The sequence below is a fragment of the Xanthomonas sp. 3307 genome, assembly GCF_014199735.1.
Lineage (GTDB): Bacteria > Pseudomonadota > Gammaproteobacteria > Xanthomonadales > Xanthomonadaceae > Xanthomonas_A > Xanthomonas_A rydalmerensis.
In genome coordinates this window covers 435,202-451,394 of the sequence record NZ_JACHOG010000003.1, presented here as the reverse complement: position 1 = coordinate 451,394, position 16,193 = coordinate 435,202, and the positions used below count along the sequence as shown (strand labels likewise).

Sequence of the window (16,193 nt, the reverse complement as noted above, 5' to 3'; positions counted from 1 at the left end):
TGATGGATACGTGATTTTTACTCGAATTCACGTCAAAACATCGCTTTGTTAACGGGACTTTAATTCTTCCTCCGACCGGGATACCATCCAGGCACCCTGAAGGGACTTGGAATCGCATTTTCGATTCCGCCCACAGGCAAACCTTGGGCTTTACCCAATCTTTCGGAGAGAGAGCTAATGAATTGCAAGACCAACACACTGCGTGATGCAGTCGTGCTCGCGCTGGTCGTGGGCGCCGGTGGCACCGCGGGCGCAGCCGTCGCTCAGGACGCAAGCGGCAGCGCCACCAACCTGGATCGCATCGAAGTCACCGGTTCGCGCATCCGTTCGGTGGACGTCGAGACCGCCCAGCCGGTCTTCACCGTCTCCTCTGAGGAGATCAAGAAGTCCGGCCTGGTGAGCGTCGGCGACATCCTGCAGAACCTCACTGTCTCCGGCACCCAGACGTTCAGCAAGGCAGCGGTGCTGACCTCGAACGCGGAACAGGGTGGCCAGTACGTCAACCTGTACAACCTGGGCGAGCAGCGCACCCTGGTGCTGGTGAACGGCAAGCGTTGGACCTCCAGCCTGGCCGGCTACACCGACCTGTCGACCATCCCGAGCGCCCTGATCGATCGCATCGAAGTGCTGAAGGACGGCGCCTCGGCGATCTACGGCTCCGACGCCGTTGCCGGCGTGGTCAACATCATCCTGCGCAAGAATTTCGAAGGTGCCGAAGCCTCGGCGCTGTTCGGCCAGAACGGCCGCGGCGACGGCCAGAAGCAGTCCTACTCGATCACCCTGGGCGCCAGCGGCGACCACTCCTCGCTCATCTTCGGCGCCAGCTACACCAAGGAAGATCCGGTGTTCGCCAAGGACCGCGACCTGACCCGCACCACCTTTGGTCCGAACCACCCGCTGGACGGCCTGAGCGCCACCGGTCCGTGGGGCCGCTTCAACTCCAACGGCAACACCTACGTCCTGAACCACACCGGTTCGTGGGACGGCAACGGCGTCGGCGCCGATTCGCGCAACCTCGCCAACTACCACAATGGCCTGACCACCGACGATCGCTTCAACGTCACCCAGCAGATGATGCTGGCGCAGGGCAATGAGACGAAGTCGGTCTTCACCTCCGGCAGCTTCGATATCAACGAGAACATCACCTTCAAGTCGACGGCGATGTACTCCGAGCGCGATTCCACGCGCCAGGTCGGCGGCTACCCGCTGAATGCGACCTCGCAGCGCACGTTCCCGGTCTCCATCAGCGGCCAGAGCTACTACAACCCGGTCGGCCAGGACATCACCTCGTGGTTCCGTCGCATCACGGAAATCCCGCGCGTGTCGGAAAACAACGTCAAGAGCTTCCACTTCGACGCCGCCCTGGAAGGCGCGTTCGATGTCGGCACCCATGGCTGGAACTGGGACGTCGGCATGAACTACAACAAGTACGACGTCACCCAGATCAGCACCGGCAACATCAACCTGCTGGCGCTGCAGAAGGCCCTGGGTCCGTCGTTCCTGAATGCCCAGGGCGTAGTCCAGTGCGGCACCGCGGCGAACCCGATCGCGCTGGGCACCAACCTGGCTGCCGGGCAGTGCACCCCGTTCAACATCCTCGGCGGCCCGTCCGCGTCCACCGCCGACGCGTTGAAGTACGTCAGCACCCTCGGCCAGGCCACCCAGCAGAGCGTGAGCAAGCAGTACTTCGCCAACATCACCGGCGGCCTGTTCGACATGCCGGGTTCGGCAGGCGAATTCGCGTTCGCGGCAGGTGTCGAGCACCGCGAGGTCAGCGGCTACGACTACCCGGATCAGCTCTCCAGCGCCGGTTACACCACCGACCTGGCCGCCGCGCCGACCACGGGCAAGTACAAGACCAACGAAGCCTACCTGGAATTGATGATTCCGGTCCTGAAGGACGTGCCGTTCGCCAAGGAACTCTCGTTCGACGTGGCGAGCCGCTACTCGGACTACGACCGGTTCGGCAACACCACCAACAGCAAGTTCAGCCTGACCTGGAAGCCGGTCGAGGATCTGCTGGTGCGTGGCACGTACGGCAAGGGCTTCCGCGCCCCGACCCTGGACGACACCTTCGGCGGCGGCTCGCAGTCCTTCGATCCGTTCACCGACCCATGCGATGCGCGCTTCGGCCAGCTGTCCACGCCCGCCGTGGCAGCGCGCTGCGCGTCGGAAGGCCTCTCGACGAACTTCCGCCAGACCGACAACGCCGGCCAGCCGGTCAGCGCCCGCGAAACGCAGAGCAACACCGCGTTCCAGGCGGGTGTGGGCAACGCCACGCTGCAGCCTGAGTACAGCAAGACCCGCACGGTCGGCCTGGTCTTCAGCCCGCACTGGGTGCAGGGCCTGGACTTCTCGCTCGACTGGTACAAGATCAGCATCTCCAACGTGATCACCGCGGTCAGCGCGACCTATGTGCTGAACCAGTGCTACAACGGCGTCACCTCGTTCTGTAACTACACCCGCGATGCGGCCACCGGCCAGGTGGTCAGCCTGAGCCGCGGCAACACCAATCTGGGTGCGCTGGAAACCGAAGGCTACAACTTCGTCGCGAACTATCGCCTGCCGGAATTCGCGGTCGGCCAGTTCTCGCTGCGACTGGATAGCAACTACCTGGTTGCGTTCCGGCAGCAGAGCGACAATGGCAGCCCCTGGAACGACTACGCGGGCTACTGGAACTACCCGCGCGTTCGGGCCACGCTCGGCGTGAACTGGGTCAAGGGCGACCTGTCGGCCAGCTGGAACCTGCGCTACTACGGCGGTTACCGCGATTTCTGCCAGTACGCCGAAGAGTGCAACGATCCGAACTACCAGACGCCCAACGCTGGTTGGGGCGGTGGCGTGGGCGCCAACAAGAAGGGAGCCATCACCTATCAGGACGTCTCGATGACCTGGTCGGCCCCCTGGAACGGCGCGGTCACCGTGGGTGCTCGCAACGTGTGGAACAAGCAGCCGCCGATCACCTACTCGCTGACCAACAACAGCTCTTCGTCCATCGATCCGATGCTGGACTACGACCGTTACCTGTTCATGCAATACACCCAGCGGTTCTGATACCGCCGGATGTTCCGGTAACAAGAACGGCCCCGAAAGGGGCCGTTTTTTTTGCGCCGGTTTTTTATGCGACCGCTTCGGTATGCGTCAGCATTCAATGCCGACACGTCACCCCGCAGGGATCAGCCCGGAATCAAGGTCACGATGACGTGTTCGACGTAGGCCTCGAAGTCCTCGCGCGCCTGCTTGGGCTGGTGCAACTGCAGCGACAGCTGCAGGAAGCCGACGTAGGCGGCATAGGCCAGGCGTGCGCGATGCTGCGCGTCGGTCCGGCTGAGCCCGGCCTGGCGGAACGAGGCGATCAGATACTCCATGCGCCGCTGCGAGACGCGGTCGATCACCGGCCGCACTGCCGGATGGTCGAGCGCCTTCAGCAATTCGCTGTAGATGATGTGCGGCTTGACCTCATGCGCGACCAGTTGGAACAGCGCGCGCAGCCGCGTGCGCGGATCCGGCACTTCTTCCAGGCTGCCGAACACCTGTTGCTGTTCGACCAGTTCCCAGCGCTCCAGCGCGGCCTGCAGCAATGCATCGCGCGAGGGGAAGTGCCAGTAGAAGCTGCCCTTGGTGACGCCCAGGCGCCGCGCCAGCGGTTCCACCGCCACCGCACTCACGCCTTGTTCGGCGATCAGGTCCAGGGCGGCCTGCGCCCAGTCTTCGGCACTGAGCCGGTTGGTGCGGCCGCCGCCGGAAGCGGCGCCGTCATCGGAAGAAGGAGCGGGCGCGGTATTCATCCGTGGATTTAACCATACGGGGACGTCGGTTGCAGTATGTGGCCTTCACAAGGCTGGCGCAAATGCCCGGCAGCATTGGCTTTTCGCGCCCATACTGCATCGTATTGACATGCCCGGCAGAGCGACCATACTATCTCGTATGGTTTCCTCTTCCGCCACTGTCCCGCATGCCGTCTCGGCCGCCCTGTCCGGCGTCGGCGAGCTGGCGCTGGCCGCGACCGTCACCGGTCCCGGCGAGGCCGGATCGGTGCTGTTCGCACATGGCTTCGGCCAGACCCGGCACGCCTGGTCGGCGACCGCCGCGGCGCTGCAGGCGCATGGCTACCGCAGCGTCGCCTACGATGCGCGCGGCCATGGCGATTCCGCACGCAACCCGGCGGATCTGCCCTATCGCGGCGAGCAGTTCACCGACGACCTGATCGTGGTCGCCGGCGAGATGTCGCCGCCGCCGGTGCTGGTCGCCGCCTCGATGGGTGGGCTGTTCGGGCTGATCGCCGAATCGCGCTGGCCGGGTCTGTTCCGCGCGATGGTGCTGGTGGACATCACCCCGCGCTGGCAACCCGCCGGGGTCGAACGCATCCTCGCCTTCATGACCGCGCACCCGCAGGGTTTCGCCAGCCTGGACGAGGCCGGCGATGCCATCGCCGCCTATCTGCCGCAGCGCGCGCGCAAGTCGCCCGAGGCCTTGCGCAGCGTGCTGCGGCAGCACGCCGACGGCCGCTGGTACTGGCACTGGGATCCGCGCCTGGTCGAAGAACTGGCACGCGACAGCGATCAGCGCCAGGGCGCGATCGCGCAGGCCGCTGCGCACGTGCGGTGCCCACTGCTGCTGATCAGCGGCGGCCGCAGCGATCTGGTCACGCCGCAGACCATCGAAGAATTCCTGTCGCTGGTGCCGCATGCGCAGCATGCGCATCTGCCCGAAGCCACGCATATGCTGGCCGGCGACGACAACGCCGCATTTACCGCCACTGTGTTGCACTATCTGGACGCCCTGCCACCGGCCTGCGCCGGCGCATCGTCCGCCGTCACCGAGTACCTCCCCGGAGCACGCCCATGAGCATCATTGCCCCCTTCCTCGTGTTGTTGCTGGCCGGCGCGTTCGCCGCCTATCACCGCATGCGGCTCGCCGTCTGGGCCGCGTTGAGCGCCACGCTGCTGGTCGCGTGCTGGCTGCTCGGCGCCAACCACGTCGCCACCATCGTCGCCGCCGTCGTACTGGCGGTGGTCGCGGTGCCACTGCTGTTGCCGTTCGTGCGCAAGCCGCTGCTCACCGCACCGATGCTCAAGGTGTTCCGCAAGGTGCTGCCGCCGCTGTCGCAGACCGAGCGCATCGCCCTGGAAACCGGCTCGGTCGGATTCGAAGGCGAACTGTTCACCGGCGATCCGGACTGGCAAAAGCTGCTGAACTATCCCAAGCCACAGCTGACCGCCGAAGAGCAGGCCTTCCTCGATGGACCGGTGGAAGAGCTGTGCCGGATGACCAACGACTGGGAAATCACCCACGTCCATGCCGACCTGCCGCCGGAGATCTGGAGCTTCATCAAGAAGAACAAGTTCTTCGGCATGATCATCCCGAAGGAATACGGTGGCCTCGGCTTCTCCGCACTGGCGCACCACAAGGTGATCCAGAAGATCGCCTCGGTCTCCAGCGTGGTCAGCTCCACCGTCGGCGTGCCCAACTCGCTGGGCCCGGGCGAGCTGCTGCTGCACTACGGCTCCAAGGAGCAGAAGGACTACTACCTGCCGCGTCTGGCGGTGGGACAGGAAGTGCCCTGCTTCGGCCTGACCGGTCCGTTCGCCGGCTCCGACGCCACCTCGATCCCCGACTACGGCATCGTCTGCAAGGGCGAGTGGAACGGCGCCAACGTGCTCGGCGTCAAGCTGACCTTCGACAAGCGCTACATCACCCTGGCCCCGGTGGCGACCCTGGTCGGCCTGGCGTTCCGCATGTACGACCCGGAAGGCCTGATCGGCGATACCAAGGACATCGGCATCACCCTGGCGCTGCTGCCGCGCGAGACCCCTGGGGTCGAAATCGGCCGCCGCCATTTCCCGCTGAACTCGCCGTTCCAGAACGGCCCGATCCACGGCCGCGAAGTGTTCATCCCGCTGAGCCAGCTGATCGGCGGCGTGGAGATGGTCGGCAAGGGCTGGAACATGCTCAACGAGTGCCTGGCCGTGGGCCGCTCGATCACCCTGCCCTCCACCGCCAGCGGCGGCGCCAAGTTCGGCGCGGTCGTCACCGGCGCGTATGCGCGCATCCGCAAGCAGTTCGGCCTGTCGGTCGGCCGCTTCGAAGGCGTGGAAGAGGCGCTGGCGCGGATCGGCGGCAAGGCCTATGCGATCAGCGCGCTGTCGCAGGCCACCGCTGCGGCGGTGGACCGCGGCGACGTGCCGTCGGTGCCGTCGGCGATCGCTAAGTACCACTGCACCACGATGAGCCGCGAGGTCATCAGCGACGTGATGGACGTGGTCGGCGGCAAGGGCATCATCCTGGGCCCGCGCAACTTCGCCGGCCGCAGCTGGCAGGCCGCGCCGATCGCGATCACCGTGGAAGGCGCCAACATCATGACCCGCAGCCTGCTGATCTTCGGCCAGGGCGCAATCCTGTGCCATCCGTGGGTGATGAAGGAGATGAAGGCCGCCGGCAACCCGGACCACAAGGCCGGCGTCGACGAGTTCGATCGCAACCTGTTCGGCCACATCGGCTTCGCCATCTCCAACGCGGTGCGCTCGCTGTGGTTCGGCCTGACCGCCGCGCGCATCGGCGCCGCCCCGGGCGACGCCTACACCCGCCGCTACTTCCGCAAGCTGGACCGCTACTCGGCGAACCTGGCGCTGATGGCCGACGTGTCGATGCTGATGCTCGGCGGCAAGCTGAAGTTCAAGGAGTCGCTGTCCGGACGCCTGGGCGACGTGCTGAGCCACATCTACATGACCAGCGCCATGCTCAAGCGTTACCACGACGACGGCGCGCCGGCCACCGACCAGCCGCTGCTGGCGTGGGCCTTCCACGACAGCGTGCACAAGATCGAACTGGCGCTGTCGGCGGCACTGCGCAACTTCCCGATCCGTCCGGTCGGCTGGCTGATGTGGGCGCTGATCTTCCCGTGGGGCCGCCGCGCCGAGGCGCCGGGCGACCGCCTGGGGCACCGTGTTGCCGCGCTGCTGATGACCCCCAACGAGGCGCGCGATCGCCTGGGCCAGGGCGTGTTCCTGACCCCGTGCGAGAACAACCCGGGCGGGCGCATCGCCAGCTACCTGACCAAGGCCGTGCTGGCCGAGCCGGTGGAGCGCAAGTTCCTGAAGGCGCTCAAGAGCAAGGGCATCGAGTCGCTGGACTTCGCCTCGCAGCTGGACGAGGCGGTGCGCGAAGGCGTGCTCTCGGCCGACGAGCGCCGTCAGCTGGAGGAGCTGCGCGAGATCACCATGGACACGATCAGCGTCGACGACTTCGACACCGACGAGCTGCGCTCGGCAAGCTACTACCAGCGTGCCGCCGCCGCGGCCGACGACGGGCATTCGCGCGAAGCGGCCTGATCGTTCTAGCCATGCAGCCACTCACGGCGGCGGACTTCGGTCCGCCGTCGTGCGTTTGAGGGAACTGCGATGCGTCGACTGCTTTCGCTCTATCGCCGCTTGCAACGCTAACCCGGGGGATCCTGGCTATTCTCGCGTGCGGTGTGCTTCAAGGCGCCCTACTTTGCCAGCATCGCTCCGCGCGTCACCGTCCTGGAGCCGGGCCGCTGCGAGGCGCGCATCGCGCACCGGCGCCGGGTCAGCAACCACATCGCACGGTGCACGCGATCGCCCTGTGCAACCGGCGGACTCATGGTTGACGCCAGCCTGCCGCCCTCGATGCGCTGGATTCCCAAGGGCATGCAGGTGGAATACCGCAGCAAGGCGCTTGGCCCGATGCATGCGATGGCCACGCCGGACGTGGCGATCGTCGCCGCCGAACGTGGTGACGACCTGCCGGTCAGCGTGGAGATACGCGCGCGAAGGTGGTGTGCGTCGCGCGCATCGCGATGTGGGTGTCGCCACGCGCGCCGGCCACAGACTGACCGCTGCGTCGCCTGGGCGGTGTGCGGCGCGCGACCGTGCTCAGTACGCCAGCAACACCGCGGCGATCGCCAGCGCCGCCGGCAGCGCCTGCACGAACACGATGCGGCGGCTGACGCTCCAGCCGCCGTACAGACCGGCCACGACCACGCAGCCGAGGAAGAACAGCATCACGTCGACCCGCTGCGCGACCAGGCCCCAGGCCAGGCCGGCGGCGAGGAAGCCGTTGTAGAGCCCCTGGTTGGCCGCCAGCACGCGCGTGGCCTGGGCCTTCTCCGGTGAGTTGCGGAAGACCTTCATGCCCAGCGGACGCGTCCACAGGACCATCTCCAGTACCAGGATGTACAGGTGCAGCAGCGCGACCGCGCCCACCAGGATCGAAGCCAACAGGATCATCGTGCTATCCGGCACAGGAGACAGGGCGCCAGCATAGCCAGCGTGCCGATGGGCGGCCAGTCCCCACGCTGCGCCGGCTCACCGCGTCGGCGGCGTGCGTTCCGGTGGCAGCTTGGCCGCCTCGCGCAGCAGCCGCCACGCGCCCAGGGTCATGCCGGAGGCGGCCAGCAGGCCCGCGACGAACACCACCTGCGAGCCGAACCCCGACAGCAGCTTGTACAACCATGCGAAGCTGAGGTCGCTGCCACGATAGATCACCGTATCGATCGCCGCGCCAGCCTTGTAGCGCCATTCGCGGCCGACCCGGGTGTACAGGGTTTCGCGCGCCGGCTTGGCCAGGGAGAACTCGCCGGCGCGGGTCACCACCTGCACCACCGCTACCAGCATCGGCAGCGGCGACACCGCCAGCACCGAGTAGCCGAGCAGGATCGCGCAGCCGGGAATCAACAGCGCCGGCCCGATGCCGAAGCGCGACAGCAGCGCGCGCGTGACCAGCAGTTGCAGGACCAGGGTCGTCGCGTTCACCGCCAGGTCGATGTTGGCGTAGAAGGCGGTGCTGGCCGCCGCATCGGTGTACAGGCGGCGCACGATCGCCGCCTGTTCGTTGTACAGCAGGGTGCCCACGCCCACGCCGAACACCGACATCAGGGCGAGCCAGCGCAGCAGCGGTTCGCGTGCGATCAGCTTCAGCCCGGCCAGCACGTCGCCTCCCATCGGCGCCTCGCCGCCGACCACGCCACGCTCGCGTTCGCGGGCGACCGCCCACAGCCGCAGGCGCAGCAGGCACACCACGCTGACCACCAGGAAGCCGGCCGACACCAGCATCAGGTTGGCGATGCCGATGCGTTCGACCAGGCTGCTGGCGATCACCGGTCCCAGGAACGCGCCGAGCGTGCCGGCGGCGCCGATGTAGCCGTAATAGGCGCGCGCCTCGGCATTGCTGAAGACATCGGCCATGAAGCTCCAGAACACCGCCACCGCAAACAGGTTGAACACCGAGATCCACAGGAAGAAGGCCATGCCGCGCCCGGGCACGCCGCTGTCGAACAGCACGTAGAACAGCAGCAGCGTGGCGATGAAGAAGCCGTACACCACCGGCAGGAACACCCGTCGCGGATAGCGGCTGACCAGCGCGCCGTAGGCCGGCTGCAGCAACAGCATGATCAGGAAGGTGCAGGTGAACAGCACCTGCAGCGCGAACTCCTTCAGCGGCATGCCGTGCGCCGCGAAGAACGCGATCATCGCCGGCGGGAACACCGCGGCCACGTCGGCGGAGGCGCCCATCGCCTCGCGCACCGGCCGCAGCACGTAGTAGCCGCTGAGCAGCGAGAAGAAGTACAGGAACGCCCACGCCAGCGGTGGCGAATCGCGCAGGGCGCCGCGCAACCGCGCCAGCGCGCCTGGGGCATGCGGGGCGGCGCTCATCGGCGGCGGACCCTGGCGCAGGAACGGGACATGGCGATTTTCGGGGCGGAAAACGCGCACGGTAGCTGATGCACCGCAACACCGCCAGCGCACGCGCCATGCGCACGCCACGCCGCGCTTGCATCGCACCCGGCGGCGGCCGCGCCGAGCATATGCTCTATCCCCGGCGACTAGCGTCGGCGCCAGGAACTGAGGGGACATCGCGGGTGTACGACTTCATCATCATCGGCGCAGGCTCGGCCGGCTGCGTGCTCGCCAACCGCCTGAGCGAGGACCGCGACTGCAAGGTGCTGCTGATCGAGGCCGGGCCGCGCGACCGCAATCCCTTCATCCACATGCCCGCCGGCCTGGCGCGCCTGGCCAACAACCGCCGCATCAACTGGAACTACCTGACCGAGGCCGAGCCGGCCTTGAACGGTCGCCGGCTGTGGTGGCCGCGCGGCAAGGTGCTCGGCGGCTCCAGTTCGATCAACGCCATGTGCTACGTGCGCGGCGTGCCCGCCGATTACGACGACTGGTCGGCCGACGGCGCCGATGGCTGGGACTGGCGCGGCGTGCTGCCGTACTTCCGCCGCAGCGAATGCAACAGCCGCGGCGGCGATGCGCTGCATGGCGGCGACGGCCCGCTGCACGTCTCCGACCTGCGCTACCACAACCCACTCTCGGAGGTGTTCGTGGCCGCCGCGCAGGAGGCGGGCTTTCCGCACAACCCCGATTTCAACGGCCCGCAGCAACAGGGCGTGGGCCTGTACCAGGTCACCCAGAAGAATGGCGCGCGCTGCTCGGCCGCGGTCGCCTACCTGGCGCCGGCGCGCATGCGCGACAACCTGCAGGTGGTCACCGACGCACTGGTGCTGCGCCTGCTGATCGAGAGCGGACGCGTGGTCGGCGTCGCCTATGCGCAGGGCGGCCGCGAGGTGCAGGCGCGCGCGGCGCGCGAGGTGCTGCTCAGCGCCGGCGCGGTGAACTCACCGCAGGTGCTGATGCTCTCGGGCATCGGCCCGGCCGATGCGCTGCGCCGTCACGGCATCGCGGTGCAGTTGGACCAGCCGCAGGTCGGCGCCAACCTGCAGGACCACCTGGACGTGTGCACGCTGTATCGCACCCGCCCGGGCATCAGCTACGACCGCCGCAGCCAGGCCAAGATCGCCTTCGACTATTTCCTGCGCGGGCACCGTGGCGCCGGCAGCAGCAACATCGCCGAGGCCGGCGCCTTCATCCGCTCGCCGCTGGCGCCGGACGCGCGCGCCGACATCCAGATGCACTTCGTGCCGGCGATGCTCGACGACCACGGCCGCAATCGCCTGCCCGGCGACGGCTTCACCCTGCACGCCTGCCACCTGCAGCCGCGCAGCCGTGGCCGCATCGCGCTCAACGACGCCGACCCGCGCACGCCGGCGCGGATCCAGGCCAACTACCTGAGCGACCCCGACGGTTTCGACCTGCGCATGCTGGTGGAATGCGCGCGCCTGGCGCGGCACATCCTGCAGCAGCCGGCGTTCGATGCCTGGCGCGGCGCGCCGCTGCTGCCGGCGCGCGAGGATCTGGACGAGGCCGAGCTGATCGCCTTCATCCGCGCCAAGGCCGAAACCATCTATCACCCGATCGGCACCTGCCGGATGGGCAGCGACGCGCAGGCGGTGGTCGATCCGCAGCTGCGCCTGCGCGGGCTCGACGGCCTGCGCGTGGTCGACGCCTCGGTGATGCCGCGCCTGGTCAGCGGCAACACCAATGGCCCGACGATGATGATCGCCGAGCGCGCCGCCGACCTGATCCGTGGGCGCATGGTCCTGCGGGAGGGGTGAGGCGGCTGCGGGGCGGTGCGGGGAGTTCGGGGTGGTGGCGAGTTTCCCGGAGCTTGCCACCAGATTCCCGCTGCCGCTGGGCGACGTACCCTCACCCCAACCCCTCTCCCGGGGGGAGAGGGGCTAAAAAAGGCTGTGCGCGGCACGGCGATTGCATGTCCATTGGCATCCGCCGCAGTCCACGCCGCCCCTCGCTGGCGGGCCTGCGCACCCCCGTCCGACGCGGGAAATCCCCAGCAGGATCAAGGCGATGCCTATTCATCTTCTCCCAGTTTGTGCATTCGAGAAATCCGGCGCTAGAATCGTGGCCGGCAGCACCTCACAGGCCTCAGGCGCAATGACACAGAACAGCAGGCACCGGCTCCTTCGACCGGTGGCAACCGGGTTGCTCGGGGCATTGCTGCCCTTTGCGATGTCCTCCACCGCACAGACGCCGGCGCCCGCGCAACCGCTGCCGCCGCCGCTGCACACCGAAGCCACGCGCTACACCTCGCCGACCCAGCCGCTGCCCTACCGCGCCTCGCTCACCCAGAGCCAGGTGCTGCCGCTGGCCAGGGACTTCGACGTCGCCGCGCTGGAGTCTGTGGCCGAACAGTTGACCTATGGCGAGCGTGTGCCCGGCCTGGCGATGGCCATCGTGCACAACGGCCAGGTGCTCAGCGCGCGCGGCTACGGCGTCACCGACGTCAACCGTCCCGAGCCGGTCGATGCGCACACCGTGTTCCGCCTGGCCTCGCTGTCCAAGGCGTTCGCCGGCACCATGGCCGGGCTGCTGGTCAACGACGGCACCCTGCGCTGGGACAGCAAGGTCGTCGACTACGTGCCTGGCTTCCAGCTCAGCGATCCGGTGGCCACGCGCCAGTTGAACGTCGCCGACCTGCTCAGCCACCGCGTCGGTCTCACCTACAACGCCTACGACCGCGACGTCGAATCCAACCTCGACTACTACACGCTCAGCCACAAGCTCGCCTATGCGCCGCTGAAGTGCGCGCCGGGCGAGTGCTACGCCTACCAGAACGTCGCCTTCAGCCTGATCGGCGACGTGGTGTTCGCCGCGTCCGGCAGCTTCTACGAGCAGTCGGTGGAGCGCCGCATCTTCAAGCCGCTGGGCATGAACGACGCCAGCATGGGCCTGGCCGGCATCCAGGCCAGCCCACGCTGGGCGCGCCCGCATGTGCGCAGCCGCAACGGCTGGGTCTCGCTGACGCCCAAGCCGACCTACTACCGCCTGGCGCCCGCCGCCGGCGTCAACGCCAGCATCAGCGACATGGCGCAGTGGCTGATCGCGCAGACCGGGCATCGCCCGGACGTGCTGCCGGAGCCGCTGCTGGCGACCCTGCACGCACCGCTGATCCTCACCCCGGGCGAGATGCGCTCGGGCTGGCGCCGCGCGCGGGTCAACTCGGCCAGCTACGCGCTGGGCTGGCGCGTGTTCGACTACTCCGGCCACCAGGTGATCTTCCATGCCGGCGCGGTGCAGGGCTACCGGGGCCTGATCGCGCTGGTGCCGGAACGCGACTTCGCTGTGGCGATTCTGTGGAACGGCGAAAGCGGCCTGCCCTCGGGCCTGCTGCCGACCGTCCTCGACCGCGCGATCGGCCTGCCTGCGCAGCGCTGGCTGGACGTGGACACCGACTTCGGCAGCGACAACCTGATGGCCGAGCGTCCGGATCCGAAGGACAAGAAGGGCGCGTCCTCGTCCAAGTCGGTGGCCTCGCCGCACTGAGCGCGGTGTCACGCAGCATCCTCGCAGAAGGCGGCGCAAGCCGCCTTTCTGCTGTCTGCAGGCGTGGATGCGCTGCAGACAGCTGCTGCCCCGCCGTCGCCGGATGTGCGCTGTTCCAGTTGCGGCGATGCGGCCATGGGGCGGCACGGTCACGTCGCGGCAGCGCAACGGCCGACAGCAATCCACGACGAACGATCGGCCACAGCCACAGCCACAGCGGAACAGGGTGGAGGGCACCTGCATGCGGCCGCTCCAGCCGTGCGCCATCCCTCTCCACAACCATGCAAGACGCACGCTGCGCTTCGCTGCGTCGTCCACGATCCCGCATCTGGCGGACAGCACGCGCCCCGCGGCGCCGTCCCGCGGCCGCCGCCGGCATGCTGGCGGCTAGATCGCAAGCAATGGGCAGCGCGCAGCGCGCCTGCCGTCCATGCAACCGGCGAAGAGCAATGACCCATCAAGCGTTCGGCGTGGCGTACTGGCGCGCCGCGGCGCACGCTACGAACAGCACGCAGAGCACGCAGAGCACGCACGGCGCACGATGCCTCGACCGATCCGCGGACGCCAGGCATCCCCGGTTCCTCCCGCAGCCGCGCATCGCGGCGGTCAGGTGGTCTTCGTCAGGGTGTGTGCATTCACTTGGGTGCGCCTCCCCTGCCTGCCGCCCACCGGCGTGGCGTGACAGGCGTGTCGCCGTGACGCAGTCGCTCACCGCACCCGCCTGCTCGCGCGTTCGCCGAGGCGGTACGCGCACGTCGGGAAGACCTGATGGATGCGCGCCATCACAACTGGCAGCTGCCCCCACAGCGGTGGACAGACGTACAGGTTCGCTCCCGATGCAAGACGCAGAGGCGGAATGCTTATCGCTGTGGCACAGGCCGCTCGCCTCTCCCGCCTGCGCACGCGTGGTGCGCACGTGGTTGCCGAGGCGACACGCGCACGCCGGGAAGTCCCGACGCCCGACGGATGCACCACCATCGGCCACAGGCATCCGACAACGCAGCGATGGCACGACGTGCAGTCGCGATCTGGATGGGAGGTGCGCAGGCAGAACATCTACATGGCGACTGACCAATCAGCGCACAGGGGACCGTCGAAGTGAGTTGAGACGGGCGCACGCAGCAGGTGCTGCCAGTCAGCGAGGCGCGGTACGAGACGCACAGGCACAACGCCGACGTCGCGACCTTGCAGGCAAGGCACAGAGGGCGCTCGGCGTGGGTTGAGGCAGAGGGACGCGGCAGGCGCCGCCAGTCAGCGGTACGCGGGTAGAAACGCACAGGCACGGTGTCCACGTCGCGACCTGGCATGCGGGGCGGGGCGCAGAGGACAGCCGGTGTGGTTGAGACAGGCGGGACGTCCAGGCGTCGCTAGTCAGCCGCGCTCAGTGCAAGTCGCAAAGACACTGTCCACATCGCGACCTGCAATCGGGGCGGAAAGGACGGTCGGCGTGGATTGGGACAGGCGGACGCCTCGGAGGCGACCGGGTCCAGGCTGCGATCACGCACGGCAAGCCATCGCAAATAAAAAACTCCCTCCCCGCTGGGCACCGGGGAGAGAGTCTAGGAACAGCGATCGGGATGGATCAGATCAGCGGCGCGGGCGTCGCCGGCAGCGCGACCGGAGCGGCCTTCTTCTTGCGAGCGGCCGGCTTCTTCTTCGCCACGGTCTTCTTGGCGGTGGCCTTCTTCGCAGTTGCCTTCTTCGCGGCCGGCTTCTTGGCAGCCGACTTCTTCACCGTCTTCTTCGCCGCGGTCTTCTTGGTCGCAGCCTTCTTCGCGGTCTTCTTCACCGCCTTCTTGGCGACGGCCTTCTTCGCGGTCTTCTTGGTGGCGGCCTTCTTTGCCGTCTTCTTCACTGCCTTCTTGGCAACGGCCTTCTTGACCGCCTTCTTCACCTTGGCGACCTTCTTGGCCACCTTCTTGGCGACCTTCTTGACCGCCTTCTTTACCGAAACCTTCTTCGCTGCCGGCTTCTTGGCGGCAGTCTTCTTGACCGCCTTCTTAGCGGCCGGCTTTTTCGCAGCTTTTTTCGTCGCCATGGGATGGCTCCTCGTCAGTGAACTATGGATTGAAAATGCCCAGTTAAAGCAACCTCGCGGCGATGCTCCGCCTGCGGGAACCGCCGGCGCGCGCTGCGGGCCGGATCGGATACAGAAACACCCGTACCGAATGTCGATACGGGTGCGATGCCAGGGGAGACGTTGCGTTTCTCGGAGGGAAGCGACTCCAACTCCACCATCTTCGGGTTCCTGGCGGATGTCCAAGTTGTGCTTCGCGTTTTGATGTCGATCCGATTCACTCGCTTGCGCAGCAACGTCTGCTGGGCGAAACCTAATCACGGTTTTTTTTACTGTCAACACTTCTGCGCAAATTTTTTTTCGCTGGCGCGCGCGCCGCGACCGCCGCATGCCACGCCGGCCGCCTCACCGATGCCGCCGAGCGTCGCTGCCGACACCGCAAGGAAATCGGCGCATGCAAAAAAAGCAGGGAAATTTCCGTGTTTTCTGCAACGACGCACTGCCGCCATCGCGTTGCGGACAGGCATCGGCGACGCGTCGGCGGCAACTGCGGTGGTGCGCGCCAGCCTGTCCGCTAGCTGAAAAAAAATTTCGCGACCGCATGCGGTTCCGGCATCGCACAAGTGCAAATGCGCAAAAGTGCGCAAACTTTTTTGCGTCGTGCGGCGACCTCGACGCGCGCGATGCGTCGCGCACCGCGTCGCCGAGACGCGACACTTCGCACCACCGCGACACGACCTGCACACACGTCGCCGACACACCGCCACGCATGCGACGGCCCTCGCCCACTTCCACCTCGTGCTTCCACCGATGCCGTCGCATGGGTGTGTCGACCGGCGCGGATCGCACAGGTCGCCGGCTGACGCCGGCACACACCGCGCCGTCGCACATCGGCGACGTGCGAAGCGCAGCCACGTCGCCACTGCCCGCGTCGCCAACCCACATCGCGCCTGCATGCCGTGCTGCACCTG

The 16,193-nt window shown here is 67.4% G+C and carries 10 protein-coding genes and 1 pseudogene; 6 read left to right on the top strand and 5 right to left on the bottom strand.

The window, feature by feature from the left end; genetic code table 11:
* The first annotated feature begins 177 nt into the window (after window positions 1-177).
* The gene (locus GGR64_RS10465; RefSeq protein ID WP_184446889.1) at window positions 178-3,054 is read left to right on the top strand and encodes a TonB-dependent receptor; all 2,877 of its coding nucleotides are present in this window, start codon (window positions 178-180) and stop codon (window positions 3,052-3,054) included.
* Between the two features lie 122 nt (window positions 3,055-3,176).
* Here the strand turns inward: GGR64_RS10465 and GGR64_RS10460 are convergent, their stop codons facing one another.
* On the bottom strand, window positions 3,177-3,788 hold the full coding sequence (locus GGR64_RS10460; RefSeq protein ID WP_160965538.1) for a TetR/AcrR family transcriptional regulator: 612 nt from the start codon (window positions 3,786-3,788) through the stop codon (window positions 3,177-3,179).
* Between the two features lie 139 nt (window positions 3,789-3,927).
* Between GGR64_RS10460 and GGR64_RS10455 the strand changes: the two genes are divergently transcribed.
* The 3 genes and pseudogenes from GGR64_RS10455 to GGR64_RS10445 all read left to right on the top strand — a co-directional run bounded on the left by GGR64_RS10455 (window position 3,928) and on the right by GGR64_RS10445 (window position 7,855).
* The gene (locus GGR64_RS10455) at window positions 3,928-4,848 is read left to right on the top strand and encodes an alpha/beta hydrolase (RefSeq protein WP_184645673.1); all 921 of its coding nucleotides are present in this window, start codon (window positions 3,928-3,930) and stop codon (window positions 4,846-4,848) included.
* The gene (locus GGR64_RS10450) at window positions 4,845-7,331 is read left to right on the top strand and encodes an acyl-CoA dehydrogenase (RefSeq protein ID WP_184446891.1); all 2,487 of its coding nucleotides are present in this window, start codon (window positions 4,845-4,847) and stop codon (window positions 7,329-7,331) included. The genes GGR64_RS10455 and GGR64_RS10450 overlap by 4 nt, the downstream gene beginning before the upstream one ends.
* A 69-nt stretch (window positions 7,332-7,400) precedes the next feature.
* Window positions 7,401-7,855: pseudogene (locus GGR64_RS10445) on the top strand (hotdog fold domain-containing protein).
* Window positions 7,856-7,895: 40 nt separating this feature from the next.
* Here the strand turns inward: GGR64_RS10445 and GGR64_RS10440 are convergent.
* Window positions 7,896-8,249 (bottom strand): DUF1304 domain-containing protein, encoded by a 354-nt coding sequence (locus GGR64_RS10440; protein ID WP_010344196.1) that lies wholly within the window; start codon window positions 8,247-8,249, stop codon window positions 7,896-7,898.
* Window positions 8,250-8,327: 78 nt separating this feature from the next.
* Window positions 8,328-9,674 (bottom strand): MFS transporter, encoded by a 1,347-nt coding sequence (locus GGR64_RS10435; protein ID WP_184645671.1) that lies wholly within the window; start codon window positions 9,672-9,674, stop codon window positions 8,328-8,330.
* Between the two features lie 206 nt (window positions 9,675-9,880).
* On the opposite strand from GGR64_RS10435, the gene GGR64_RS10430 reads away from it, so the two are divergent.
* Entirely contained in the window at window positions 9,881-11,479 is a 1,599-nt protein-coding gene (locus GGR64_RS10430; protein WP_184645668.1) for a choline dehydrogenase, read from the top strand.
* Between the two features lie 373 nt (window positions 11,480-11,852).
* On the top strand, window positions 11,853-13,205 hold the full coding sequence (locus GGR64_RS10425) for a serine hydrolase domain-containing protein (RefSeq protein WP_184446895.1): 1,353 nt from the start codon (window positions 11,853-11,855) through the stop codon (window positions 13,203-13,205).
* A 1,582-nt stretch (window positions 13,206-14,787) separates the two neighbouring features.
* On the opposite strand, the gene GGR64_RS10420 is transcribed toward GGR64_RS10425, so the two are convergent.
* Together GGR64_RS10420 and GGR64_RS10415 are read right to left on the bottom strand one after the other, a co-directional pair.
* Entirely contained in the window at window positions 14,788-15,243 is a 456-nt protein-coding gene (locus GGR64_RS10420; protein WP_010344200.1) for a hypothetical protein, read from the bottom strand.
* Window positions 15,244-15,557: 314 nt separating this feature from the next.
* Entirely contained in the window at window positions 15,558-15,869 is a 312-nt protein-coding gene (locus GGR64_RS10415) for a hypothetical protein (protein ID WP_184645666.1), read from the bottom strand.
* Window positions 15,870-16,193: the final 324 nt, after the last annotated feature.